Genomic DNA, 24,152 nt, shown 5'->3' on the forward strand with positions numbered 1-24,152 from the left:
TCGGACCCCATATTCCAGAAATATTTCCCAGAACCGGGGTCTGCCCCTGGTGTTTGGAAATATTGCACCAAATCGGGGAGTGACGTGGGCATGGCCGGGCGGGGTCATCCGCTCTTTAGTCATCGTCCTACATGCACGCAGGCATTCGCCCCTGTCGTGAACACGGGCAAGTCAGTAGAGTGATCAAAAAAAGAGCAGGAGACCCAACCCAACTAACGGAGTCTTCAATGATTCAGACACTCTGCGAACAATGGACGCGCCTCGCGTTTCCCCCCGCGTTCTTTCCTTCACTGACCACCCCCGGCATATCCGGCACCCCGAGCGGCGTGCGACCGGGTGATAGCCCATCCCGCCTGTCGCGCTTCATCGCCCGGGCCTTCGAGGCGCCGGCGGGCTCCCTCGGCTACAAACTCTTCATTCCCGCCGCGCACCCGGCGCCTGCGCCTTTCCTGGTCGTGATGCTGCATGGCTGCGGCCAGAATGCCGACGATTTCGCCAGCGGCACGCGGATGAACGAGCATGCCGAGCGGGCGGGCTGCCTGGTGATGTATCCGGAACAGACGCGCTTCGGCATGTGCGGCGGCTGCTGGAACTGGTTCGATGCCGCGCACCGGCAGCGCGGCCATGGTGAAGCGGCGCTGATCGCGGCAGCGGCGCGCCAGGTCGCCGCCGAATACGGTGTCCCGGCCGACCGCGTGTACGTGGCCGGCATGTCGGCCGGCGGCGCGATGGCCGTGGCGCTGGGCTGCGCCTATCCCGATGTCTTTGCCGCCGTGGGCTGCCACTCCGGACTGCCGCACGGCTGTGCCGACGATACCGCCACGGCGCTCGAGGCCATGCGCAGCGGCGTATTCGCCGCCACCTGCGCGCCGGCGCCAAGCGCCGTGCCGGTGATCGTGTTCCATGGCGACGAGGACCAGACCGTGCACGTCGCCAACGGGCACACCGTCGTCGAGCATGCGCTCGGGGCACTGTGTCCCGCCGCGCAGCGGCCGCAAGGCGCGCGCCACGCGGCGATCGCGCGCGAAACGGGCAGCAGCGGCGGGCGCGATTTCACGCGCGTGGTCCATCGCGGCACCGATGGCGCCGTGCTTGCCGAGGAATGGATCATCCACGGTGCCGGACATGCCTGGTCCGGCGGCGATCGCCTGGGCAGTTATACCGATGAGAAGGGACCGTCGGCCAGCGCGGAGATGCTGCGCTTCTTTGCCGACGTGGGAGCCGTCAGGTACCCGGCCGCCGCGTGACCTGCCGGTTCAATGGTCCGGCCCGCGGACGGTACCGGCGGTGGGAAAGGCCAGCGTGAAGCGGATGCAGGCGCCCGCCACCTCGACACCGGCCGAGCCGCCGTGCACGTCCATGATGGCCCGTACGATGGCAAGGCCCAGCCCCGTCGACCCGTCGGCATTGCCGCGCGCGGTGTCGGCCCGGTAGAAGCGCTCGAACAGATGGGGCAGGTGTTCCGGCGCGATCGGCGCGCCGGTGTTCTCGACGCTCAGTACCGTTGCGCCGGCGCTGGCTTGCGCATGCAGCGTGACGATACTGCCTTCGTCGGCATGCCGCATGGCGTTCGACACCAGGTTGGCGAGCGCGCGCCGCAGCAGCAGCGGGTCGGCCAGCACCGTGCCGCCACCCGTGCAGGCCAGCCGCAAGCTGCGTTCCTCCGCCATGCCCTCGTAGAAGTCGGCGATCTTGGCCAGTTCGGCCGGCGCGTCGAGTTCCTGCCGGGCCGGCAGCACCTCATCCTGCTCCGCGCGCGCGAGGAACAGCATGCTCTCGATCATGCGCGCCAGCCGTTCCAGTTCCTCGATGTTGGAGGCAAGCAGCGCCTCGTACTCGTCGGCGCCGCGCGGCTGCGCCAGCATCACCTGGCTTTGCCCCAGCAGGTTGGCGACGGGCGTGCGGAATTCATGCGCGAGGTCGGCCGAAAAGCCGGACAGGCGCTCGTAGCCCGCCTGAAGGCGCTCCAGCATGGCATTCAGCGCGTCGATCAGCGGCAGCAATTCCGAAGGCGCGTCGCCGGCGTCGAGCCGCTGCGCCAGCGTGCCGGGGCGCACCAGCGCCGCGTGGCTGGCCACCGTGCGCAGCGACCGCAGGCCCCGGTGCAGCATCAAGGCGCTGCACACGGCTGCCGCCAGCGCGCTCAGGGCGACCGCCCAGGCGATGTGCCGGCGGTAGGCCGCGAACATGGCGGCGCGCTCGGCGTACAGGCGGGCGACGACGACCGTGACCGGGCTGCCATCGAGCCGGGCGGAACCGGCCACGACGCGGCCCCGATCACCGCGGCTGCCGGTCCAGCCGGCGATGGCGGCACGGCCTGGCGACGGGCCGGCCGAAGGGGGAACCGGATACCGCTCCCCGCTGGCATTGATGTCGGCGAGTACCGTGCCGTCCGGCGCCAGGAAGCGCACCAGCGAATTTTCCTGGCCGCTCATCGTGTCGCGAAACAGGTCGGGCTGCGAGCGCAGCAGCTCGGCGGCGCCGGGGCGGCCCAGCAGCAGCTGGATCTGCCGCAGCTTGCCGAGCAGCGCGGTGTCGTCGCGCCGCTCGATCTCGCTCACGAAGTGGGCATACAGGTAGGTGCCCAGGCCGGACGCGGCCAGCGCCACGATCAGCACGAACATCGCCGTCACACGGGCGGCGAGGGAGCGGCGCAACCGGATCATGCGCCGCCCGCCGCCTGCACCTCGCACACATAGCCCATGCCGCGCCGCGTGTGGATCAGCTTTTGCGGGAACGGGTCGTCGATCTTGCGGCGCAGCCGGCGCACGGCCGCGTCGATCACATTGGTGTCGCTGTCGAAGTTCATGTCCCATACCTGGGAGGCGATGAGGGCGCGCGACAGCACCTGGCCCTGGCGGCGCGCGAGCAGGTGGAGCAGGGCGAATTCCTGCGCCGTCAGCACGATGGCGGTGCCGGCGCGGCGCACGCGGCGCCGGATCACGTCGATTTCCAGGTCGCCGATGTGTATCAATTCTTCCTCGCGCACGGGGCCGCGCCGCAGCAGCGTGCGGATGCGCGCCACCAGTTCCACGAAGGCGAACGGCTTGACCAGGTAATCGTCGGCCCCCAGTTCCAGGCCGCGCACGCGGTCGTGCACCTCGTCGCGCGCCGTCAGGAACAGCACGGGAATCTGCTCGGTCGCCGGGCTGGCGCGCAGCGCTTCGAGCACCTGCCAGCCATCCATGCCGGGCAACATCACGTCGAGCACCACCAGTTCCACGCCGCCTTCGCGCGCGATGGCCAGGCCGTCGCGCCCGTTGCGCGCCAGCTGCACGCCAAAGCCGGATTCAGCCAGCCCGCGTTGCAGGTAGTCGCCGGTCTTCGGCTCGTCTTCGATCACCAGGATGGTCATGGCACGCGGTCCAAAAACAACCATTGTATGCCCGCGCTGGCCAGCCTTGCATGACGAAATTGTCATCTGGCGGTCAGGTAGCGGCGGGGGATGGCCCGCCAGAATGGCTGCTTCGCATCACAGGAGAAACCCATGTTGAAACCGACCGTCCTGCTGCTAGCGGCGCTGGCAGCGCTCCCGGCCGGGGCCCAGGTGCGCCCCCAGCCGGATCTCGTGCTGGAGACGGCCAATGGCCTTGCCGGCGCCGCCATCGATGCCTGCCGCCGCCAGGGCCGGGCCATCGTCGTCTCCGTGCTCGATCGCGGCGGCAACCTGCTCGCGCTGCAGCGCGCCGAGACGGTGGGGCCGCACAACACCGAGGCGAGCCGCCGGAAGGCGTACACGGCGCTGTCGACCCGCACCGCCACGCTGGACCTGGCCCGCCAGGCTGCCGCCAATGCCGATGCCCGCAACCTCGCCACGCTGCCCGAACTGCTGCTGCTCGGCGGTGGAGTGCCCGTCTTCGCGGCCGGCCAGGTGGTCGGCGCCATCGGCGTCGCCGGCGGCGGCGGCGCGGTCAATGACCATGGCTGCGCGCTCGCCGCCATCCGCGCCGTCCCGGGGCTCGACCAGAGCGCGGCCCCCTGAACCTTCCCACTATCAAAGGAGAACACCATGCAAGCCATCCGCCGTCTTTCCCTCGCCCTTGCCCTCGCCGTGGCCACCGCCGCGGCCGCGGCAGCCCCCAACCCGATCAGCGTCCACGTCCTCGACTTGCAGAGTGGCCAGCCCACCGCCGGCATTCAGGTCAAGCTTGAACAGCGCGCCGGGGAAGGGTGGCGCAAAGTGGCCGCCGGCGTCACCAATGCCCAGGGCCGCATCGCCGCGCTGTACCCGGAAGGCCAGCCGATGGCGGCCGGCGACTACCGTATCGTGTTCGAGACGGGTGAGCATTACGCGCGGCAGAAGCAGGACACGTTCTTTCCCCGCATCCCCGTCGAGTTCCGCGTGAACGCGCCGGCCCAGCATTATCATATTCCGCTGCTGCTCAGCCCTTTCGGCTATTCGACCTACCGCGGCAACTGAAGACGAGACCGGGGCGCGCGGACGTGCGCCGCGGCTTCGCCGGCCCGTCCTATACTCCCAGTCCTCATGGACAATAGCGGAGCCGGACATGCTGAAATCGCCCTGGATGTTATGGACCGTGGTGCTCGGGGTCGCCCTGGGCGGTTTCTTCGACGGCATCCTGCTGCACCAGGTGCTGCAATGGCACCATTTCCTGAGCCTGGTCCCCGGCATGGACGACCTGCGCCTGCAGGTGATGTGGGATGGCTATTTCCACGTCGCCATGTACGCGGTGGCGGTGGCGGGCCTGTGGGGCCTGTGGCGGGCGCGCCGCCGCGGCATCGCCGCGCCGGGAGCCACGCCGCTGCTGGTGGCGATGCTGCTGGGCTTCGGCATCTGGAACTGGATCGACGTGGGCCTGGCGCACTGGATATTGCGCATCCACCGCATCCGCGTGGACAGCCCCGATCCGCTGTTCTGGGACGTGCTGTGGCTCGTCGTGTTCGGGGTCTTGCCGCTGCTGCTCGCGGCCTGGCTGCGCAAGCGGCCTTCCGGTCCCGGCAACCCGACCGTGACCATCACCACGCTGGCCATCGCCGTCACGGTCTGCGGCGCCTGGGCATTGCGCGAGCCGCCCGGCCAGCAGTTCACGGCCGTCGTCTTCGCGCCGGGCACGACGCCGGCCCAGGTGTTCCACGCGCTCGACGCCAGCGATGCGCGTCTCGTCTGGACGGACCGGCCAATGGGCGTCGTACTGGTATCGGTGCCGAAGGAAAAGCGCTGGAACTTCTACCGGCACGGTGCCATGCTCGTCAGCGGAACCGGCTTGCCGGCCGGGTGCATCGGCTGGAGCAAGCTCTGATCCGGCCCGGCTAGGCGCCCGGCGGCGCGTCGACCGTGCGGGCGTCGTAAGGGCGGCAATCGAGGGGCGTATCGATCGTGAAGGTGGTGCCGCGGTGCGGATGGCTGTCCACTGCGATACTGCCGGCATGGCTTTCCGCCACGGCGCGCACATAGGGCAACCCGATGCCCCAGCCGTGCGCGCGGTCGTGCCTGGCCCGCGCCGAACGGCGGTACATCTGGAAGATCGATTCCTGCTCTTCCAGCGGAATGGGATTGCCCTCGTTGTGCACGGTCAGTTGCAAGCGGTCATGGAGCTGCGCTGCGCTGATGGTGACCGGTCCCCCCGCGCGGCCGTATTTCACGGCGTTGCTGACGAGGTTCTCGATGGCACGTCCCATGGCCGAGCGATCCCACCAGCCCCTGACCGGAGCCGGCGCGATGACGTCGATCGGCACGCCGCCGCAGGCGGTCACGTTGCCCTGGATCTCCCTGATCGCTTCCACGATGTCGAATTCGCCCAGCGTGAGCGCCATCCGTTCGCCGCTGTGAAAGGCCATGGTGTCGAGCAGGTCGCGGATCATGCCATCCATGCGGTGCACGTTCTCCAGTGCCCTCGCGGCCAGCGTCTTCATGCGCACGGGATCGTCGAGAACCCCGATCAGTTCCAGCGCCGAGGCGATGGTGGACAGCGGCCCGCGCAGGTCGTGCGTGAGCGCCGCCGCGAAGCGCTCGCGCAGCGCCGTGTGCACCATCACGAAGCCAGACACCGCTTCCTGGATGCCGTTGTCGATCGAGGTCTCGAGCGTCAGCAGCTCGTCGCGCGAAAGCTGCACGCCTTCGCGGTGCAGCACGTCGTAGATGGCCCAGCGAAACAGCTGGTATTCGCGGATCAATGACTCGTGGTCGTAGGCCGTGATGCGCGCGCGCTCGCCGCCGTGCTCGATCGCCACCGTGGTACCGTCGCGCCCATCCGCGCGCGGGTAATCCGCGCTGAGCGCCTGGGCAATATTGTCGTAGAACGCCGGCAAGGTATCGATCAGGATCGGGTGCGACAGCTCCTTGGCCCGGTCCAGCGAGGCGCGCACGCGCGCCTCCCATTCGGCCAGCACGGCTTCGCGCAGCGCGAGCATGCGGCGGGAAGTGGGCGAGAGCCCGGCGGTATCAGGTTGTTGATCGGTTCCTATCATGGCGCCTCCCGGCCGTATTCTGCCGATTTTCAGCAGCGAGTATCGCACCGAATGGAAAAACGCCGCGCCCGGACCGCTGAGCAGTGCGGCAGGCGGGGCCGGCGACTGGAGTGATTGTCACCGGAATGGGAATAACCGGTACCGGAAATGGCCGTTTATCCCGGCCGCTCCCAGCCGTACCATGCCTTCATCGACAACCCACCAGGAGCACATCATGATCCATCAAGTCATCGCCCGCGAAACCGGCAACCCTTCAGTGATGCATTACGAAACCGCCGCCGACATCGGCCACCCCGGTCCCGGCCAGGTCCGCCTGCGCCACGAGGCCATCGGCGTCAACTTCGTCGACACGCTGTTCCGCTCCGGCGTCTACAAGGTGCCGCTGCCGCTGGCCATGGGAGTCGAAGGCGCCGGTGTCGTGATCCAGGTGGGCGAGGGCGTCGCCAACGTGCAGCCGGGCGACCGGGTCGCCTATTTCTTCGCGTTCGGCGCCTATGCGACGGAACGGCTGATCGACGCGCAACTGCTGGTGCGCCTGCCGAACGAGGTGGCCGCCGACACGGCGGCGGCCACGTTCACCAAGGGCTTGACGGCGTGGATGATGCTGTTCGGCGCCCATCGACTGCAAGCCGGCGAAACGGTGCTGGTGCACGGCGCGGCCGGCGGTGTCGGCTCGATGGTGGCGCGTTGGGCAAAGGCCCTGGGCGCTACCGTGATCGCCACGGCGGGTTCGAACGCCAAGGCGGCCATCGTGCGGGCCCACGGCGTCGACCACGTGCTGCTGTCGCATGATCCGGAGCTGGCGGCGAAGGTGCGCGCACTGACCGGCGGCCGGGGCGCCGACGTCGTCTACGAACTGGTAGGCAAGGACACCTTCGCGCAATCAGTCGCGGCGCTGCGCGAGGGCGGCCACCTCGTCCACGTGGGCAATGCGTCGGGCAGCCCGGCCGTCGACAAGGCCGCGCTGGCCGCGCGCGGCATCCGCTACCTCCAGCCCAGCACGGGGCAATACGTGGGCGAGCGCGCCAGCCTGGAACGGGCGAGCGCCACGCTGTTCGCCGCCATGCGCGACGGCGTGTTCGGCGACGTCGAGCCGGCGCGCTATCCGTTGGCCGACGCGGTGCGGGCCCACGAGGACATCGCCGCGCGCCGCCTCGCCGGCCCTGCGATCCTGCTGCCGTAACTGGAGGTCAGCGGGCCTGCAGCGCGGTGTACGGCACCGGCAGCCAGTCGTATGCGGTAGCAGTGGCGCGCACGTAGCCGATGCCAGGGAAAGGCGTGTGCGCGGGCGCCACGAGGTAGCCGCGCCGCGCCGCGTCCGCGAAGATTGCCTTGCGCTGGCGCGCGGCCGCCGGCGAATCCACGTCGTAGCGGATGGTGATGTCCGGCGCGGCGAACTGTACATCCTTGGCGTGCAGCAGGTCGCCCCAGAAGTGCAGTTCCCTGGCGCCGCTTTTCAGCACATACACGGTATGGCCGGGCGTGTGGCCCACGGCCGGTTGCGTGAACAGGCCCGGCAGCAATTCCTGCGCGCCGTCGAACGTCTTCACTTTCCCCGCGGCCCGGTAAGGGCCGAACTGTTCCGCCGCCTGGTCGAAGCCCGCCCGCTGGTTCTCGGCGGCGCGCGGCTTGTTGGCGGGATCGAACCAGAACTCGGCATCGTGCCGGTTCACATACACCGTGGCGTTCGGGAACAGCGCACGGCCGTCGGCGGTAAGCCCGCCCGAATGGTCGCCGTGCACGTGCGTGATCAGCACCGCGTCCACCTGCTCCGGCGCATAACCGGCCGCGCGAATGCTTTCCTGCAGGCGCCCACCGGCACCGGGCCCGAACAGCTTGCCGGCACCCGTGTCCACCAGCACCAGGTGCGTGCCCGTGTTGACGAGGTAGGCGTTGATCGACGTCTCCACCTGCGGCGCCAGGTGGCTGCGCGCCAGCAGCTTGTCCAGTTGCGCCGGCGTGGTATTGGTCAGCAGCTGGTCGAGCGGGATCGTCACCGTGCCATCGGAGATGGCCGTCACCTCGGCGCTGCCCACCATCATGCGGTAGTAGCCCGGCGCCTGCGTCAGCACCATCGGCGCGGCGGCCTGGGCCGCGGGCAGCCCGATCGCCCCCGCCAGGGCGACACCGGCCAACAGGGCCATCATCGGTTTCCCGGTCTTCAGCGTGATCTTTCTCATCGTGTTCTCCATCATCGGTGGTGCGCGGCTGCGCAACGCTGAAGCAATGATGTAATCTCTCCAGGTATCAATCAAATCGATTATCTTGATGGTCAATATCAATGAACGCAATTTTCGTGGCGTCGACCTGAACTTGCTCGTCACGTTCCTCGTGCTGGTGCGCGAGCGCAGCGTGTCCGGCGCGGCGCGCAAGCTGTTCATCGGCCAGCCGGCCGCCAGCAGCGCGCTGGCCCGGCTGCGCGAACTGTTCGGCGACGAGTTGCTGGTGCGCGGCCCCAACGGCATGGAACCGACGGCGCGCGCGCTGGCGCTCGAGGCGGCGCTGGGCCCTGCGCTGGGCCAGGTGCAGGCGGCGCTGTTCGAACCCGCTGCCTTCGCGCCCGCCTCGGCGGCGCACACGTTCACGCTCGGCATGCCGGACTGGGTGGAGCTGTGGCTGATGCCGCGGCTGTTCGAGCGCGTGCGCGTGGCGGCGCCCGGCGTGCGCATCGCGGCGAAGGTGTGCGATCCGTACACCGCCACGGCAATGCTGGAGGCGGGCGAGATCGATATGGGCATCGGCGCTTTCCGCGAGGGGCCACGCTGGCAGCGGCAGACGCCGCTGCGCACCCTGGGCTTTTGCTGCCTGTTCAATCCCGCGCTGGTGAAGACGCGCCGGCGCGGCAGGCTGTCGCTGGCGGAGTACACGGCCCATCCGCACGTGCTGGTCAGCTATCGGGCTGCGTTCGAAAGCGCGGCGGACGAGCAGCTGGCCGCGCAGGGCCTGCGGCGCGATGTGCGCTACGTGACGCCGCGTTTCGCGCTGGTACCGGAACTGCTCCGCCACAGCCCGGCTATCGGCACGGCGCCGGAAGTGCTGGCGCCGCTGTGGCCCGACCTGGTCTCCTGCGCCGTGCCGGTCGACCTGGCGCCGTTCGACGTCAGCGCGATCCGGCATGCGCGGCGCGAGCGCGATCCGGCGCTGGAGTGGCTGCTGGGCGTGGTCATCGAGGTGGTGCGGGAATAGGGCACCGTTAACGCAAAAAAACCCCGCGCGGCGGAACCGCGCGGGGTGTTGCCGAAGCAGCCGGCATCAGGCGAACTGGCGGGCCGCCGGGCGTGCCAGGCGCTGGTCCACGCTATAGGCGCCGGCGCCGAACGCCACCACCTGCAGCAGGCCGCCGGCCATCGCGAAGTTCTTCAGCAGGTGGATCAGCTGGTTCTGGTCGCCGATCGCGCCGTGGAAGGCCAGGCCCGTGACGATCGAGAACGCGGCCAGTGCGGCGGCCACGACGCGGGCCTTGACCCCAAGGGCAAGCAGCAGGCCGCCGCCCAGTTCGACGGCAATGGCGATCACCAGGCCAAGCGTGGCGAACGGCAGGCCCACCGACTGGATGTAGCCGATTGTCGCCTCCGGTGCGGCGATCTTGCCGATCGCGCTGAAGATGAAGATGGTGGCCAGCAGCACGCGGCCGAGGGCGGGAACGAAGGAGTTGGCGTTGAAGTTGTTCATGATGGTTCCTTTCAATGGTGGTTGGGTTTCTGCATCCATGCTGTTGTCTGCAGCGTTGAAGTCATCTTAGGCTTCCGCGATCCATCTGGGTAGCCTATATAAATCGATGAGATCGATCCAGTAAATGGATAGGTTGGGAAGGTTCGGATAATCTGGCAATCGACGCGGAATGCTGGACATTTCCATGCCGGGGCGGCGCTCGCATACTGCCTCCATCGCAACCCACAATGGAGACCACCATGAACGCAGCAGCACAGAAAGTCGTCCTGATCACCGGCGCCAGCAGCGGCATCGGCGAGGCCACCGCCAGCTACCTGGGCGCCCGCGGCATGCATGTCGTGCTCGGCGCGCGCCGCACCGACCGGCTCGAGGAACTGGCCGCCCGCATCGTCGCCGAAGGCGGCTCGGCGTCCGTGTGCAAGCTCGACGTGACGAGCCTGGAAAGCATGCAGAACTTCGTGGACTTCGCGCTGGACAAACATGGCCGCGTGGACGTCATCATCAATAACGCGGGCGTGATGCCGCTGTCGAAACTGGAGGCCCTGAAGGTCGACGAGTGGAACCGCATGATCGACGTGAACGTGCGCGGCGTACTGCATGGCATCGCCGCCACGCTGCCCGTCATGCAGCGGCAGAAGAGCGGCCAGATCATCAACCTGGCCTCGATCGGCGCCTACACCGTGAGCCCGACGGCGGCCGTGTACTGCGCCACCAAGTTCGCCGTGGCGGCGATTTCGGAAGGCTTGCGCCAGGAGGTGGGTGGCGACATCCGCGTCACCGTCGTCTCGCCGGGCGTGGTGGAATCGGAGCTGGCCGATTCGATTTCCGACCCGGGCGGCCGCGAGGAGATGAAGAGCTTCCGCGCGATCGCCATCAAACCCGAGGCGATCGCCCGCACGATCCACTTCGCCATCGAGCAGCCGGCCGACGTGGACGTGAGCGAGATCATCGTGCGGCCCACGGCCAGCCCGTACTGATACGGAATGGATCAATCGTCCATCAGGTAGCGCCAGCGCTTCATGTGCCGGCCCATGTCGACGGCTTCGCCATCGGCGATGAAGACGCCGTCGCCCGCGTGGTGGATCAGGCGGCGCTCGGCCCGGGCGCCGTCGATACGGATACGCGTGACCTCGAGGATGAACATGTTGTACCGCTCCACCATGGCCTCGTCGGCGACGCGGCACTCGAGGTTCGCGATACACTCGCGGATCAGCGGTGCCGCCACCGTCTTCGCGCGCTGCGCCGTGAGGCCGTGCACGGCGAACTTGTCCACGTCCACGCCGGAGCAGTTGCCGATCTTCGTCACCTGTTCGGCCAGGTCCACGGTGGGCACGGCGAGCACGCATTCGCCGGTGGCCTGCAAGGTGTCGAAGCTGTGGTCCCACGGCCCGATCACGCAGGCCACGAGCGGCGGCTCGTGCTGCAGCATCATGTGAAAGCCCATCGTCATCACGTTGTGCCGTTCGCCATCGCTGGTCGTTACCAGCAGCACGGGGCCGGATTCGAGCAGGCGGTAGGCTTTCGCTGGGTCGAGTTCCTGGTACATGGTCTTCCTCCCTGGTTGATCATGCCGCCATGGTGCCGCGTGGTGCGCGATCGGTCCGCCGGGGCCTTGCGCGCGGTGTCGGATCTTTGCTATGAGGAGAATGCCATGCCCCGTACGGCATCGGTCGAGTCGATGAAGGACCATATCCCCGGCGAGCTGCTGCGCGAGCGCAAGGCGCGCGCGCCGGACGATATCCATGTGGAGATCCACGCGCACGCCGCGGTGCAGGAACCCGTCGTGGTACCCGCGGTGCCGGAGCCGATGCTGGTATGGATCGTGTCCGGCGAGCCGGTGGTCGAGGAGCGGCCGCTGGGCGGCGAGTGGCTGGCCGTGCCGGTGCGGCGCGGCGATTTTTACCTGACCACGTCCCCGGCACCGGTGGAGATGCGCTGGCGAAACACGAGCGTGGAACCGTTCCGCGTGATGCATGTGTACCTGGGCTTGCCCCTGCTGGCGCGCGTCGTGAAGGAACTTACCGGCAAGGAATTGGGGCGCTTCGCGCTGCGCGAAGTGTCCGGCGAGCGCGACGAGGTGCTGGGCGGACTGTTCCAGGCCCTGCACGGTGCGCTCTCCGGCACCGCGCCGGCCACCCCGTGCTTCGTGCAGGGCGTGGCGCAAGCGATCACGGCGCACGTGGTGGCGCGCTATGAGTGCGCCACGGATGGCCGCGCGGTGGTGCGCGGCGGCCTGCCGGCGCACAAGCTGCGCCGCGTGCTCGACGCGATGCATGCCGGCCTGGCCGAACCGTTCGAGTTGGGCGAGCTGGCGGCGCTGGCCGAGCTGAGTGTGTTCCACTTTTCCCGCGTGTTCAAGCAGGCCACGGGGATGTCGCCGTCGCGCTATTTCGTGCGGCTGCGCATGGACGAGGCGCGGCGGCTGCTCAGCGACACGGACCAGTCGGTGCTCGACATCGGCCTGGCGGTGGGGTACGGGAGCCCGAGCCACTTCGCGCAGGTGTTCCGCGAATCGACCGGAACGTCGCCGAGCGCCTGGCGCGCCGCGCGGCGCGGTGGCCCATAGCCTGCCGGCTGGGTGCAACATCGTCAAACCGCACGCCGCGCCGCCGCCGGGCCGCGCGGCGTGTTCGTGTTACAGCACGCCCTCCGCGCGCAGCCGTGCGCCAATGCGGGCGATTTCCGCCTCGCCGCGCTCCAGTGCCGCCTGGCTCGTGTGCACGGAGTAGTACCCCGTTATCAGGTCGTGCGGGTGCTTCGGCGCGGAGCCCAGCACGAAGTCGGTGTCGCCGCGCGCGGTGAACACCAGTTCGCCGTTGCCTTCCTCGAACACGGCCACTTCGCGTTCCAGGGTGGTGCCCGCGGTGTCGACGGCACCGCGCCCGACCGCCAGCCACGCCACGTCATGGCCCACCGGCGGCTGGTAGCGCCACGTTTCGCCGTCGCGCAGCGCCACGTGCAGGTAGTTGATCGGCGCGCGTGGCCGGATGGCGCTGGTGGCGCTGCCGTACTGGCCGATCACCACGCGCGCCGGGCCGTCCGCCTGCACGTGCTCCGGGGCCAGGTAGATGCTTTGCGTGGGGCCGTTCTCGTCTTCCGGCGGCAGCGCGAGCCACAGCTGGAAGCCCTTCACGCTGCCGCCGTCGGCCGGGCCGCCCTCGTGCCACACGCCGCCGCCGGCGCGCATCCATTCGATGCCGCCCACGGGCAGGATGCCGCGGCTGCCGGTCGTCTCGCGGTATTCCAGCGCGCCGTCGAGGATCACGGTCACGGTGGCGATGCCCGAGTGCGGGTGCATGCCCATCTTGTGTCGCGTCGATTCCAGTTCGAACAGGTCGACGAACACGAAAGGCTTGATCAGTTCTCCCAGGTCGCCGGGGCTGACGAAGCGGGTCACGCCGCCGCGCCCGCGCCCGCGCGTGCGGTGCGTGATGCGGCGTTCGGTGACGGTTCGAGAGGAAAGGTCGAGGCGTGCATTCATGATGGTTCCTTGGTGAGTTGGTATGCAACGATCGTAGGCCCCACCAACCAATCTGAATAGCCGATATAATTCGATACGATCAATCCAAGGAGTAGATGGATGCTGGATGCATTGTCGCTGGACCAGTTACGCACCTTCATCGCCGCGGCGGAGGAGGGCAGTTTTTCGGCGGCCGGACGGCGCCTGCGCCGCGCGCAATCGGTGGTCAGCCACACGCTGGCCAACCTGGAGCTGCAGGTAGGCTTTGCGCTGTTCGAGCGCACCGGCCGCTACCCCGTGCTGACGGAGCAGGGCCGCGCGCTGCTGGAAGAGGCGCGCGCCGCGGTGGGCAGCATGGATGCGTTCAAGGCGCGCGCCCGCACGCTCGCCGAGGGACTGGAGCCGGAGCTGGCCGTTGCGGTGGACGTGATGTTCCCGATCGCCACGCTCACGGCGGCCGTGCAGGCGTTCCAGCGGCAGTTCCCGTCCACGCCGCTGCGGCTATACGTGGAGGCGCTGGGCGCCGTGGTGCAGCCGCTGCTGGCGGGCCAGTGCCGCATCGCGATCATCGGCTCGCTGCCGGACGTACCAGCCGACTGCGTGTCGCAATACCTGCTCGACGTGGCCGCCGTTACCGTGGTCGCGCCGGGCCACCCGCTCGCGCAGGTCAAGGGCGTGGTGCTGCGCAAGACCGCCGAGGAACACGTGCAGCTGGTGCTGACGGACCGCTCGTCGCTGACGCAGGGCCGCAACTTCGGCGTGGTGTCGGACAAGACGTGGCGGCTGGCCGACCTGGGCGCCAAGCACGCGTTCCTGCGCGCGGGGCTGGGCTGGGGCCACATGCCGCTGCACATGGTGGAAGGGGACCTGAAGGACGGAACCCTGGTGCGCATCGAGCTGGAGACGAGTCCCACCCGCGGGCCGGGCTTTTCGATGCATGCCATTCACCGCAAGGATCAGCCGCCGGGGCCGGCAGGCCGCTGGTTCGTGGCTCGGCTGCAGGGCGATCAGGCGCGCGGCGGGCCGGGCGGCAGCGTGTAGGGGCTGGCGCGGAACAGCTCGATCATCCACTCGACGAACACGCGCACCCGCGCGCTCAGGTGCCGGTTGGCGGGATACACGATGTAGATCGGCACATCCGGCCCGCGCCAGCCGTCCAGCACGGGCACGAGGGCGCCGCTGTCGACGTGGCGGCCGGAAATGAACGCGGGCGCGTGCATGATCCCGAGCCCGGCCAGCGCGGCCGACAGCAGCGCGCCGCTCTCGTTCACGGAAACGAAGTGGCGGCCCTTCACCTCCACCGTCTCGCCGTCGCGCGCCAGCACCAATGGCTGCGGCCGGTTCGAGCCGGCGAACACGTAGCGGATCAGCGTGTGGCCGTCTTCCAGGTCCGTCGGATGGGCGGGGGCGCCGTGCGCCGCCAGGTAGGCCGGGCTCGCGCAGGCGGCCTGCGGCAGGCTGCCCAGCTGGCGGGCGATCAGCGAGGGATCGGTGACGGCGCCGGCGCGGATCACGCAGTCGACGCGCTCGCCCACGAGGTCGACGGGCCGGTCGCTGGCGCCGATGTCGATCTGCACGTCGGGGTAGCGGGCGTGGAATTCGGCCAGCGACGGGATCAGCAGCAGCGAGGCGATCGTCGTACCCATGTCCACGCGCAGCCGGCCCCGCGGGTGGCTGCGGGCCCGCGCCAGCTCGTCTTCCACCTCGTCCCATTCTTCCAGCAGCCGCGCCATGCGTTCGTAGTAAGCGGTGCCGTCGCTGGTGGGCGACACGCGGCGCGTGGTGCGGTTCAGCAGCTTGATGCGCAGGTGCGCCTCGAGCTGCTGCACCAGCTTGGTGACGGTATTGCGCGGCAGTTGCAGCGTGTCCGCGGCGCGGGCGAAGCTGCCCGTTTCGACCACGCGCAAGAAGGTGCGCACGGCGGTGAGGTTGTCCATCGGTGCCTGTTCCATCGTATCGAGAGGGCGATTATGGTTGGGATCGGCCGCGCCGGCAACGCCCAAAATCGATGGCCTTCCGCTACACTGGCAGTATCCGAATCATTCGTGGAAGCGCCATGGCCAACGAGCAGTCCGATTCTCCGCAATTTGCCCCCGAAACCAGCCGCGACGAGCAGGTGCCGTCCGTCGCCCCGTCGATCGAGCAGCGCCTGCACCAGATCTTTCCCGTGCTGAGCGAGTCCGAGGTCAAGCGCCTGATGCGCTTCGGCACCGTGCGCACGTTCGAGAACGGCGTACGGGTCCTCGAAGCCGGATTCACCCCGTTCGGCATGGTGCTGGTGCTGTCGGGCCGCCTGGCGGCGCACCGCTACGACGGGCTGGGCAACTCGGCCCTGGTCAAGGAGCACGGGCCGGGCGAGTTCACGGCCGAGGTGTCGCAGCTGGCCGGCCGGCCCTCGCTGGTGAACGTGACGGCGGTTGGCACCGTCAAAGCGCTTGTCATCCCGGCCGGGCAACTGCGCGCGCTCGTGATCGCCGAAGCCGAGCTGGGCGAGCGCATCGTGCGCGCGCTCATCCTGCGCCGCGTAAACCTGATCGAATCGGGGTCCGGCGGGCCCGTGCTGGTGGGCCCGCCCGGCCACCCGAACGTCTTCCACCTGCAAAGCTTCCTCACGGCGAACGGCCACCCGCACACGGTGCTCGATCCGCGCGAGGACGAGAATGCCAAGGCGCTGTGCGAGCACTACCAGCCCACCGCCGACGACTGGCCGCTCGTCGTCTGCCCGGACGGCAGCGTGAAGATGAACCCCGCCAATGCCGACATGGGGCGCTGCCTGGGCATGCTGCCCGAGCTCCCCGCCGACAAGGTGTGGGATGTGATCGTGGTGGGCGCTGGCCCGGCCGGGCTGGCCACGGCCGTGTACGCGGGTTCCGAGGGCCTTTCCGTGCTGGCGCTGGAACAGCGCGCGTTCGGCGGGCAGGCCGCGGCCAGCGCCCGCATCGAGAATTACCTGGGTTTCCCCACCGGGATCTCCGGCGGCGCGCTGGCCGGCCGCGCCTACGTGCAGGCGATGAAGTTCGGCGTGGAGGTGGCGATCCCGCTGGCGGCCGCGCGCCTGCACTGCGACGCCGCGCCGCTCGCCATCGAACTGGACGACGGCACGCGCGTGCATGGCCGCACCGTGGTGCTCTCCTGCGGCGCGCGCTACCGGCGCCCGTCGCTCGCGAACCTGAAGCAGTTCGAGGGGCGCGGCATCTATTACTGGGCCTCGCGCATCGAAGCGAACCTGTGCGCGGGCGCCGAGGTGATCCTCGTGGGCGGCGGCAATTCGGCTGGGCAGGCCGCCGTGTTCCTGTCCGCCCATGCGGCGAAGGTGCACATGCTGATCCGCGGCGATGGGCTGAAGTCCACGATGTCCACCTATCTGATCGAACGCATCCGCGCCACCGCCAACATCGAGCTGCATCCGCACACGGAGATCGTGGCGCTGGAGGGCGACGACGAAGGCCTGCAGCGGGTCCGCTGGCGCAACAATCGCTCCTTGGGCGAAAAGGAGTGCGAGGTGTGCCGCGTGTTCCTGTTCATCGGCGCCGATCCGAATACGGACTGGCTGGGCGACTGCGGCGTCGAAGTCGATGCGCAAGGCTTCATCCGCACCGGCACCGACGTCACGGCGCCCGCCGACCGGCCGCGGGCCGCGCTGGAAACGAGCGTTCCCGGCGTGTTCGCGATCGGCGACGTGCGCGCCGGCTCCACCAAGCGGGTGGCGGCCGGCGTGGGCGAGGGCGCCCAGGTGGTGTCGCAGATCCATGGCTACCTGGCCGGGCTGCCGGCGGCGAAGTGACGCCGGCACGAGGTCAGGCGCGGCCGCCGCCTCGGAACATTTGCTCATTCCTCCGCGCCGTGCGGCCGGCAGACCCGATCGCGAAGCGATGGCTCTCGAGGCCGGCGCCTTCGTTTCCGGTAGTGCGAACTACCACGAAAGGGTGATCGCTCCGTTCCCCGCACGGGATCGCCGGCGGTCGCCACACTGGGGACAATGAAACATCCCTGTCCGATCTCGCGTCCCAGCCCATGAACGATTTCGCCGCCAGCGACTTGTTGCGCCCGCCCGGTACCGTGGCACGGCCCGCGGACCGCGCCTTCCGTTTCGGTCCGCACCTGCACGTGGTGCTGGCGACCTATTCGGGCGTGGAGGAAGACGTGGCGCTGGCAGCGCGGCAGGAGCCTGTGTTGCTCTGGATCGCATCGGGCGGCGCGACCGCCAGCCTGGGGCTCGTGGAGGACCCGTCGCGCCGACTCGACCTGCAGCAGGGCGATATCTGGCTTGCCGGCACGCCACGGGCGATCAGGCTGAGCCTGTCCTCATGCGACGCACCGCCGCTCAAGACGATGTGCATCCACGTCGGCCTGCCCATGCTTGCCGGCGCGGCACGGGAAATCCACCGCAAGCCGCTCGCCGGCTTTGCTCTGCGCGATGCCGCGGGCCGGCCTGACGACACGCTGAGCAGCTTGCTCGAAGTGTTGTACACGGCGCTGAAGCGGCCGGTGCGGCCCTGCGCGCATTTCGTCGAAGGCATTGCGCAGGCCGTCGTCGCTCACCTGGTGCGCCGTTATCCGGGTACCGGGCGGGACCCGGCGATGGTGCAGGGCCTGCCGCCTCACAAGCTGCAGCGTGCGCTGCGCACGATGCGCGGTACGCTGGAGGAACCCTTCAATCTGGAACAGCTGGCGCGGCAGGCGGAACTGAGCGTGTTTCACTTCAGCCGTTCGTTCAAGGCGGCGACCGGGCTCTCGCCATCCCGGTATTTCGTGCAGCTGCGCATCGAGGAGGCGAAGCGCCTCTTGTGCGAGACCGCCGATCCGGTGATCGACGTGGCGCTGCTGCTGGGTTACCGCAGCCCCAGCCATTTCGCCCAGGTGTTCAAGGAACTGACGGGCGTGTCGCCGACCGCGTATCGCGCCGGCGCCATGGGGCACCACCGCTGGCCGACCGGGCACGGTGCGCGTGACCTCAGTCGATACGACGGCGCATTTCTATGATGCCGCGTTCGAGCGCCAGCATGACGGCATGCGTGCGATCGTTCGCCTGCAGCTTCGCGAAGATGCTCTTCATGTGCGCCTTCACGGTTTCTTCCGTGATCGCCAACTGGGCGCCGATCAGGCGGTTGCTCTTGCCCGCCGAGGCCAGTTCCAGTACCTGCACCTCGCGGTCGGACAAGGCGTTCAGCGGCACGTTGCTGGCGACCGCCATGGCCACCGACGGCGTGATGCGCCGCCTGCCGGCGTGCACGGCACGGATCGCGTCGACCAGTTCGTCGCCCACCACGCTTTTCAGCAGATATGCCGCCGCACCCGCCTTCAGCGCCCGGCTGGCATGCACGTCGCCGTCGAACGTCGTCAGCATGATCACGCGGGCCTGCGGTGCCTCGCTGCCGAGAAGGGCGGTCGCTTCGATGCCGCCCATCGCCGGCATCTGCAGGTCCATCACCACGATGTCGGGCTGCAGGGCGCGGCAGGCCGCGATGGCCTCCTGCCCGTTGGCGGCCTCGCCCGCCACGTACATATCCGCTTCGTCGTCGACGAGGCCCGCCACGCCCTGCCGGAACAAGGGATGGTCATCGACGATCAATACCGCTATCGGTTTCATTGCTTCCACTTTCACATCGACAGGTTGGCGGGGCCGGCGGGCCAGCCCCGCATCAGACGGCCCGGTCCACCGACAGCGCCGCTCGCGCATCGGCAGGGCCGGTCGGCACCGGGCGCGGGGCGTTGCCGCTATCGGCGGCATAGGCCAGCTGCGCCGGCAGCCGGACCTGCCATGTGCATCCCTTGCCGGGTTCACTGTGCAGTTCGAGCGTGGCGCCGGCCTGGGACGCCCGTTCGGCCATGCCTGGAATGCCCCAGTGACCGGCGCGGCCCTGGCGGTGGGCCGGTTCGATGCCGCGGCCATCGTCGCGCACGCGCAGCGTGAACTGCCGCTCGCCATAATCGAGTTCGACCTCGACGCGGTTGGCGCCGGCATGCACGAATGCGTTCCGTACCGCCTCCTGGCCGATGGCCAGGAGTTCGTAGTAAGGCTGTGGCCTGAGCCTGCGCTGCCGGCCGGTGCTGGCCAGCTCGAAACGGGGCCGATGCTGTTCCGCCAGCTGTTCGCCGTGCTCGCGCAGGGCCCTGGCAAGATCGCCCGCGCTGTCTTCGCCCCGCAACCCCCTGACCTTGTCGCGCCCCTCGACCAGGGCGCCGGTGGCCATGGCCAGCGCCTTGTCCATCATCGGCCGGGTGGGTGCGTCTTCGGGTGTGCGGTTCGCCACCCGTTTGAATGCGAGGATCATCGCCTGGACCGATTGCAGCAAGGTATCGTGCAAGTCCCGGGCGATGCGCTCGCGTTCAGCCACCCGCGTTTCCATCGCCAGTGTGTGCCGCCGCAGCGCGGCACGCAGCCGCAGGCGGTGCAATGCCCAGGCAGCCAGTACCAGCAGCAGGCCGCACGACAGCTTGAACCAGATCGTCTGGAATACCGTCGGCAGCACTTCGAAATCGATTTTCGCGCCGGCCTCGTTCCACACCCCATCCTCGTTGGCGGCGGCGACGCGGAAGGTGTACCGGCCGGGCGGCAACTGCGTGTAGAACGCCGAGCGGCGCGTGCCCGCGTCCTGCCACGCATGGTCCACGCCTTCGAGCAGGTAGCGGAAACGGACCCGCTGCGGCAATGCCAGGCTGAGGGCGGTGTAGTCGATCCGCACGCTGTCCGGCGCCGCCGCCAGCCGCACGCCGGGCTCGAGAGGGTAACGCTTGCCGTCGGCACCGATGCCCGTCACTTGCACGGGTGGCGGCACCGCGTTTGTCGCCAGCCTGGCAGGGTCGAAGTGGAACACGCCGCTGCCGGTGGAAGCGATCAATTCGCCCGTCGAGGTCCGCACCAGCGAAGGTAGCGGTAACAGCGGCGGCGCGGAGCCTTTCAGGCCATCGTTTTCGTCGAAGTGGCGATAGCGGGGCCGGTACTTCGGGTCGGCCCGCAGGCGCGCCAACTCGCTGGCGCCGATGCCGAACAGTCCCTGTGCCGTATGGGCCCACAGGTCGCCCGCGGGAGTGAGCACGATCCCGGTCGTTCCGGGGAACCGCTGGCCATCGTCGCCCTGCACGCGGTGGGCCCGCACGCCGTCGAAATAGGCGAGCCCCTTCTCGCCACCCAGGTAAGCCCCGCGGCCGTGGGGCACGATCTGCAGCACGCTGCCGATATCCACGCCGTCGCCGCGGCCAAACCGGGTCAGCCTGCCGTCGCGCAGGATCGCGAAGGCATCGCCGACGGCGCCGAACCATACCTGGCCATCCGTTCCGGCGGCGATGGTGTTGACGGCGAGATCCGAGAGTGCGGCGACGCCGCCGCGCTCCGTCCAGGCGCCCGCGTGCCAGCGCCACAGGCCGCGGCGGCCGAGCGCCATCCACAATCCGCCTTCCCGGTCCATCGCCAGGCTGTAGATGGCGAGGAACGGGATGTCCCGCACCGCCGGCGGCAGCACGATGCGCGTGCGGTGCGATCCTTCCACGCGCCATAAGCCATCGCGCGCACCCGCCCAGAGCACGCCGCGCGGATCGCGATAGAGCGTGGCGACCGCATCCCGCTCGGTCGTGACCGGCGCGAATTTCCGCGGCACGGCGCGTATATCGGCGAAGTACAGGTAATCGATCCAGGCGTCGCCATGGTCTCCCGCCGCGACGGGCCGCGCTTCCGAGTAATAAGGCGGCAGCGTCATCTCGTTGACGCGGGGCGGTCGGAACTGGTCAAGGCCGCCTGTCGTCGCGGTCCACACATTGCCTTCGCGGTCCTCGAAGGCGATGTTGCCGTGCTGCCCGCTCAAGCCCTGCTGGCGGGTGAGCGACTGCAGGGCCGGCGCCTCGCCATCGGCCTGCAGACGGCCGATCCCGCCGTATTCCGGCAGCCACAGGTTGCCGCGCCGGTCGACGGTGAACCGCATCAGCTCGATCCCCGTCAGCAGGCGCTCCGCGGGCGTATCGCCGGGCTGCGCCGTGACCCGGCGGATGCGACGTGTCGTCATGTCGGAGGCCCAGATCGTGCCGTCGGGCGCCTGTTGCAGCGAGCCCCAGCCCTGCTGGTCCGTCACGCGCCGCGCCTGCCGCGCACCGGGCCCGATCGCGAAGATGCCGCCTGGCGCCAGCGTCCACAGGGCGTCGTCGCGGCCGGCCAGCAGGCTGACGATTCCACCGGGCGGCAGGCCGAGCTGCCGGCCTGCCTCGGTCCAGGTGCGGCTGTCGCCGCCCAGCCGATGCAGCCCTTTCCCCGAGGCGATCCACACCTGTCCCGCCTTGTCGCGGGCGACGTCGAAGATCCTGCCGCCCGGCAGGCCGTCGCCTTCCGTAAACGCCTGGAGCTTGTCTCCGCGCAGGAAATAGAGTTTGCCGAAGCGGGGAGCGATCCACAGCGTGCCGTCGTCCAGCACGCCGATGCGCTCGATCGCGCCGGGCAGCTCCACGCCGGCAGGCGGCTGGTAGGGAGAAAACGTGACGCCGTCGAACCGGAACAGCCCGATCGAGCTGGCGAGCCACAGCCAGCCATCGGGCGTTTGCGCAATCGTGTAGATGTTCGGTGGCACGCCGTCCTTGGACAGCCAGCGCGTATGCACCCACGGGATGATGGGGCGCGACTCGATGGCCGGCGCCGCGGCCGGCGCAGCCGAAGGGGCGGCATCGGCCGGCCCGGCAATCATGATGGCAACGCCGACGACGAGCGCCCGGCACGCGGGATGTAGCGACACTTGGTACCTTCTTGAAACGCACAAGTGTTCATCATACAAAATCCGTGCCCGTGTGGTAAGGCAGGCAATCGACGTATTTACGCTGCCGGGGCTTTTCCCCCGGCAGACGCGCGAGCGACGAGGCTTAGCCGATCTGCACGCTCATGCCACCGTCGGCCATGACGACCGAGCCGACGATGAAGCTGGCGCGGTCCGAGGCCAGGAAGGCGACGATCTCGGCGATTTCTTCGGGTGCCGCCGCACGGCCGATCGGCGCGTTCTTGCCGTGCTCGGCAAGGAACTCGCGGCCATCGGCGCGGAAATGGTTCAGCAGGTTGGTCACGACGTCGCCGACGCCGATCGCATTGACGCGGATACCGTGCCTGATCGCTTCCAGCGCCTGCGTGCGCGTCAGTTGCGCCAGCGCCCCCTTGGACGCCGTGTAGGCCGAAATGCCTTCGAACGCGAAATACGAAGCATAGGAAGCGATGTTGACGATGGCCCCGGACTTCTGCTTCATCATCGCCTTCATCGCTTCACGCGAGTGCAGGAAGGCACCGGTAACGTTCGTCTCCATCTGCCAGTTCCAGTCTTCGCGGCTCATGTCGACGATGTTCTTGTAGACGATGCGGCCGGCATTGTTGACCAGCACGTCGAGCTTGCCGAAATGCTCGATCGCCAGGGCGACCGCCTGCTCGGCCGTGCCGTCCTTCGTGACGTCGGCAACGAACGGAACCAGGCCTTCCCGCGCCAGCTCGTTCACCGCCGGGTCGATGTCCTCGGCGATCACGAGCGCGCCGCGCGCATGCAGCAGCTCGGCGATCGCGCGCCCGATACCGCTGGCGGCGCCGGTGACGATGACGGATTTTCCTTCGACTTCGTTAATGGTACGCATGGGATGTCCTTTCGATAAAGAGTGGCTGCCATCGGCCGCTCCGGCGGGGATTCGCCGGAACGCCGTGTGGCGAGTGAGGTCATTCTCTCGTCGGCGGGTGGGTGGCGTCCGTCCAGGGCTTGCGCTCGCTGTCGCGGTTTTGCTGTTGACCGGCCGCTCGTTCGCACGGGCCGATGGGCGAGCTTCGGTCCCGTGCGCGGGCGGTGTTTTGCTGCTCGTGGGCGAGTGCGACGGACAGCGTGCGCCATTCGGCCAGTTCCCTGGCCTTCGCCGCCAGGGTGAGCTCCAGCAGCGCGACCGGATCCTCGCCGGCAGAGAAGCGCAAGGGTGGCTGGGCGCTGTCGGCGAGCGTCAGCAGCGCCTGCGCCAGCCTGGCGGGCTCGCCGCCCTGGCGGCCATCCATTTCGCGCGCGCCGCGGCGAGCCACCCCAGCCGTGGGATCGTAGTCGTCGATTTGCCGCCGCGCGAACGTTACGGACCCCTCGGTAAGGTATTCGGTGCGGAAGTAGGGTGGACGGATAGGGGCGGAGAATCCGGCAAGCGGCGGCGAGAATCGGGCATGGCCGGGTGGCAGCGGCGGCCCTACCATTTCTCCATTCACAGCCACCAGGAGAATCACCATGAAAGAAGCCACGTTGTCTGCCGCACCCGGCTCGACATCTGGAAAGCAGCAGGCTGCTGACCACCCGTACGTCGGCATGTGGGTCACGGCGGACAACTACATCCGCCACGAATTGCGGCCCGACGGCCGCTACGACGAGGCGCGCGGCCGCAGGCGCAGCGCCTACCAGGGCCGCTACTGGATCGTGGGGGATCACATCGGGTACGTCGACGATACGGGGTTCACGGCCGACGGCGATTTTCGCGACGGCGTGCTGTATCACGCGGGGATGGTGCTTTACAGGGAGGAAAGGTAAGTATCGGAAGCAGCGCCGCCGGCGCTGCATGGCGGGATGCAGGTCGAGCCGTCATCCCGCCTGGCGCGCCCCGGGCCGCGCCG

Annotated in this window: 24 protein-coding genes; 12 read left to right on the plus strand and 12 right to left on the minus strand. The window is 68.9% G+C overall.

Features of this window, described 5'->3' with window-relative positions; translation table 11 throughout:
• Positions 1 to 227 precede the first annotated feature (227 nt).
• The gene (locus V6Z91_RS17415) at positions 228 to 1,247 is read left to right on the plus strand and encodes a PHB depolymerase family esterase (protein WP_338758989.1); all 1,020 of its coding nucleotides are present in this window, start codon (positions 228 to 230) and stop codon (positions 1,245 to 1,247) included.
• 9 nt (positions 1,248 to 1,256) lie between these two features.
• Here V6Z91_RS17415 and V6Z91_RS17420 read toward each other — a convergent pair whose 3' ends face one another.
• Together V6Z91_RS17420 and V6Z91_RS17425 are read right to left on the minus strand one after the other, a co-directional pair.
• The gene (locus V6Z91_RS17420; protein ID WP_338758991.1) at positions 1,257 to 2,666 is read right to left on the minus strand and encodes a heavy metal sensor histidine kinase; all 1,410 of its coding nucleotides are present in this window, start codon (positions 2,664 to 2,666) and stop codon (positions 1,257 to 1,259) included.
• A complete protein-coding gene (locus tag V6Z91_RS17425; protein WP_338758992.1) occupies positions 2,663 to 3,355 on the minus strand; it encodes a heavy metal response regulator transcription factor in 693 nt (230 codons plus the stop codon). Before V6Z91_RS17425 ends, V6Z91_RS17420 begins: the two co-directional genes overlap by 4 nt.
• A gap of 132 nt (positions 3,356 to 3,487) precedes the next feature.
• Here V6Z91_RS17425 and V6Z91_RS17430 point away from each other — a divergent pair, with 132 nt between their 5' ends.
• The 3 genes from V6Z91_RS17430 (at position 3,488) to V6Z91_RS17440 (ending at position 5,261) form a co-directional block, all read left to right on the plus strand.
• Positions 3,488 to 3,982, plus strand: coding sequence for a heme-binding protein (locus V6Z91_RS17430; protein WP_338758994.1), 495 nt, complete (start codon positions 3,488 to 3,490; stop codon positions 3,980 to 3,982).
• 27 nt (positions 3,983 to 4,009) lie between these two features.
• Positions 4,010 to 4,420: a hydroxyisourate hydrolase gene (gene uraH, locus V6Z91_RS17435; RefSeq protein ID WP_338758996.1), complete on the plus strand. Its 411-nt coding sequence runs from the start codon at positions 4,010 to 4,012 to the stop codon at positions 4,418 to 4,420.
• A gap of 88 nt (positions 4,421 to 4,508) precedes the next feature.
• Positions 4,509 to 5,261 carry a DUF2243 domain-containing protein gene (locus tag V6Z91_RS17440; RefSeq protein WP_338758998.1) on the plus strand — a complete coding sequence of 251 codons (753 nt, stop codon included), beginning with the start codon at positions 4,509 to 4,511 and terminating at the stop codon, positions 5,259 to 5,261.
• A 10-nt stretch (positions 5,262 to 5,271) separates the two neighbouring features.
• Here the strand turns inward: V6Z91_RS17440 and V6Z91_RS17445 are convergent, their stop codons facing one another.
• Entirely contained in the window at positions 5,272 to 6,429 is a 1,158-nt protein-coding gene (locus V6Z91_RS17445; RefSeq protein ID WP_338759000.1) for a HAMP domain-containing sensor histidine kinase, read from the minus strand.
• A gap of 214 nt (positions 6,430 to 6,643) precedes the next feature.
• Here V6Z91_RS17445 and V6Z91_RS17450 point away from each other — a divergent pair, with 214 nt between their 5' ends.
• Positions 6,644 to 7,612 carry a quinone oxidoreductase gene (locus V6Z91_RS17450; RefSeq protein ID WP_338759001.1) on the plus strand — a complete coding sequence of 323 codons (969 nt, stop codon included), beginning with the start codon at positions 6,644 to 6,646 and terminating at the stop codon, positions 7,610 to 7,612.
• Positions 7,613 to 7,619: 7 nt separating this feature from the next.
• Here V6Z91_RS17450 and V6Z91_RS17455 read toward each other — a convergent pair whose 3' ends face one another.
• Complete coding sequence (locus V6Z91_RS17455) at positions 7,620 to 8,609, minus strand: MBL fold metallo-hydrolase (protein ID WP_338759003.1); 990 nt, start codon at positions 8,607 to 8,609, stop codon at positions 7,620 to 7,622.
• A gap of 88 nt (positions 8,610 to 8,697) precedes the next feature.
• On the opposite strand from V6Z91_RS17455, the gene V6Z91_RS17460 reads away from it, so the two are divergent.
• Positions 8,698 to 9,615, plus strand: a complete 918-nt coding sequence (locus V6Z91_RS17460) for a LysR family transcriptional regulator (protein ID WP_338759005.1) — start codon at positions 8,698 to 8,700, stop codon at positions 9,613 to 9,615.
• A 66-nt stretch (positions 9,616 to 9,681) separates the two neighbouring features.
• On the opposite strand, the gene V6Z91_RS17465 is transcribed toward V6Z91_RS17460, so the two are convergent.
• Entirely contained in the window at positions 9,682 to 10,101 is a 420-nt protein-coding gene (locus tag V6Z91_RS17465; protein WP_338759007.1) for a DoxX family protein, read from the minus strand.
• A 239-nt stretch (positions 10,102 to 10,340) separates the two neighbouring features.
• Here V6Z91_RS17465 and V6Z91_RS17470 point away from each other — a divergent pair, with 239 nt between their 5' ends.
• Positions 10,341 to 11,078, plus strand: coding sequence for an SDR family oxidoreductase (locus tag V6Z91_RS17470; RefSeq protein ID WP_338759009.1), 738 nt, complete (start codon positions 10,341 to 10,343; stop codon positions 11,076 to 11,078).
• Between the two features lie 11 nt (positions 11,079 to 11,089).
• Here the strand turns inward: V6Z91_RS17470 and V6Z91_RS17475 are convergent, their stop codons facing one another.
• On the minus strand, positions 11,090 to 11,647 hold the full coding sequence (locus V6Z91_RS17475; protein ID WP_338759011.1) for a flavin reductase family protein: 558 nt from the start codon (positions 11,645 to 11,647) through the stop codon (positions 11,090 to 11,092).
• Positions 11,648 to 11,752: 105 nt separating this feature from the next.
• On the opposite strand from V6Z91_RS17475, the gene V6Z91_RS17480 reads away from it, so the two are divergent.
• Complete coding sequence (locus V6Z91_RS17480) at positions 11,753 to 12,667, plus strand: AraC family transcriptional regulator (RefSeq protein ID WP_338759012.1); 915 nt, start codon at positions 11,753 to 11,755, stop codon at positions 12,665 to 12,667.
• A gap of 69 nt (positions 12,668 to 12,736) precedes the next feature.
• Here the strand turns inward: V6Z91_RS17480 and V6Z91_RS17485 are convergent, their stop codons facing one another.
• Positions 12,737 to 13,582 (minus strand): pirin family protein, encoded by an 846-nt coding sequence (locus tag V6Z91_RS17485; RefSeq protein WP_338759014.1) that lies wholly within the window; start codon positions 13,580 to 13,582, stop codon positions 12,737 to 12,739.
• A gap of 99 nt (positions 13,583 to 13,681) precedes the next feature.
• Between V6Z91_RS17485 and V6Z91_RS17490 the strand changes: the two genes are divergently transcribed.
• Positions 13,682 to 14,602 (plus strand): LysR family transcriptional regulator, encoded by a 921-nt coding sequence (locus tag V6Z91_RS17490; RefSeq protein WP_338759016.1) that lies wholly within the window; start codon positions 13,682 to 13,684, stop codon positions 14,600 to 14,602.
• Here the strand turns inward: V6Z91_RS17490 and V6Z91_RS17495 are convergent.
• The gene (locus tag V6Z91_RS17495; RefSeq protein ID WP_338759018.1) at positions 14,569 to 15,498 is read right to left on the minus strand and encodes a LysR substrate-binding domain-containing protein; all 930 of its coding nucleotides are present in this window, start codon (positions 15,496 to 15,498) and stop codon (positions 14,569 to 14,571) included. The genes V6Z91_RS17490 and V6Z91_RS17495 overlap by 34 nt on opposite strands.
• A 119-nt stretch (positions 15,499 to 15,617) precedes the next feature.
• On the opposite strand from V6Z91_RS17495, the gene V6Z91_RS17500 reads away from it, so the two are divergent.
• Both V6Z91_RS17500 and V6Z91_RS17505 read left to right on the plus strand, forming a co-directional pair.
• Positions 15,618 to 17,345, plus strand: a complete 1,728-nt coding sequence (locus V6Z91_RS17500; RefSeq protein WP_338759020.1) for an FAD-dependent oxidoreductase — start codon at positions 15,618 to 15,620, stop codon at positions 17,343 to 17,345.
• A 230-nt stretch (positions 17,346 to 17,575) separates the two neighbouring features.
• Positions 17,576 to 18,544 (plus strand): helix-turn-helix transcriptional regulator, encoded by a 969-nt coding sequence (locus tag V6Z91_RS17505; protein WP_338759022.1) that lies wholly within the window; start codon positions 17,576 to 17,578, stop codon positions 18,542 to 18,544.
• Here V6Z91_RS17505 and V6Z91_RS17510 read toward each other — a convergent pair.
• The 4 genes from V6Z91_RS17510 to V6Z91_RS17525 all read right to left on the minus strand — a co-directional run bounded on the left by V6Z91_RS17510 (position 18,516) and on the right by V6Z91_RS17525 (position 23,774).
• Positions 18,516 to 19,151, minus strand: coding sequence for a response regulator transcription factor (locus V6Z91_RS17510; RefSeq protein ID WP_338759024.1), 636 nt, complete (start codon positions 19,149 to 19,151; stop codon positions 18,516 to 18,518). The genes V6Z91_RS17505 and V6Z91_RS17510 overlap by 29 nt on opposite strands.
• Positions 19,152 to 19,203: 52 nt before the next feature.
• The gene (locus V6Z91_RS17515; RefSeq protein WP_338759025.1) at positions 19,204 to 22,278 is read right to left on the minus strand and encodes a triple tyrosine motif-containing protein; all 3,075 of its coding nucleotides are present in this window, start codon (positions 22,276 to 22,278) and stop codon (positions 19,204 to 19,206) included.
• A gap of 124 nt (positions 22,279 to 22,402) precedes the next feature.
• Entirely contained in the window at positions 22,403 to 23,152 is a 750-nt protein-coding gene (locus V6Z91_RS17520; RefSeq protein WP_338759026.1) for an SDR family oxidoreductase, read from the minus strand.
• Between the two features lie 79 nt (positions 23,153 to 23,231).
• A complete protein-coding gene (locus V6Z91_RS17525) occupies positions 23,232 to 23,774 on the minus strand; it encodes a hypothetical protein (RefSeq protein WP_338759027.1) in 543 nt (180 codons plus the stop codon).
• Between V6Z91_RS17525 and V6Z91_RS17530 the strand changes: the two genes are divergently transcribed.
• Positions 23,773 to 24,069 (plus strand): Atu4866 domain-containing protein, encoded by a 297-nt coding sequence (locus V6Z91_RS17530; RefSeq protein WP_338759028.1) that lies wholly within the window; start codon positions 23,773 to 23,775, stop codon positions 24,067 to 24,069. The genes V6Z91_RS17525 and V6Z91_RS17530 overlap by 2 nt on opposite strands.
• Positions 24,070 to 24,152: the final 83 nt, after the last annotated feature.

Origin of the sequence: Massilia sp. METH4 (genome assembly GCF_037094685.1) — a bacterium.
Taxonomy (GTDB): domain Bacteria; phylum Pseudomonadota; class Gammaproteobacteria; order Burkholderiales; family Burkholderiaceae_D; genus Rugamonas.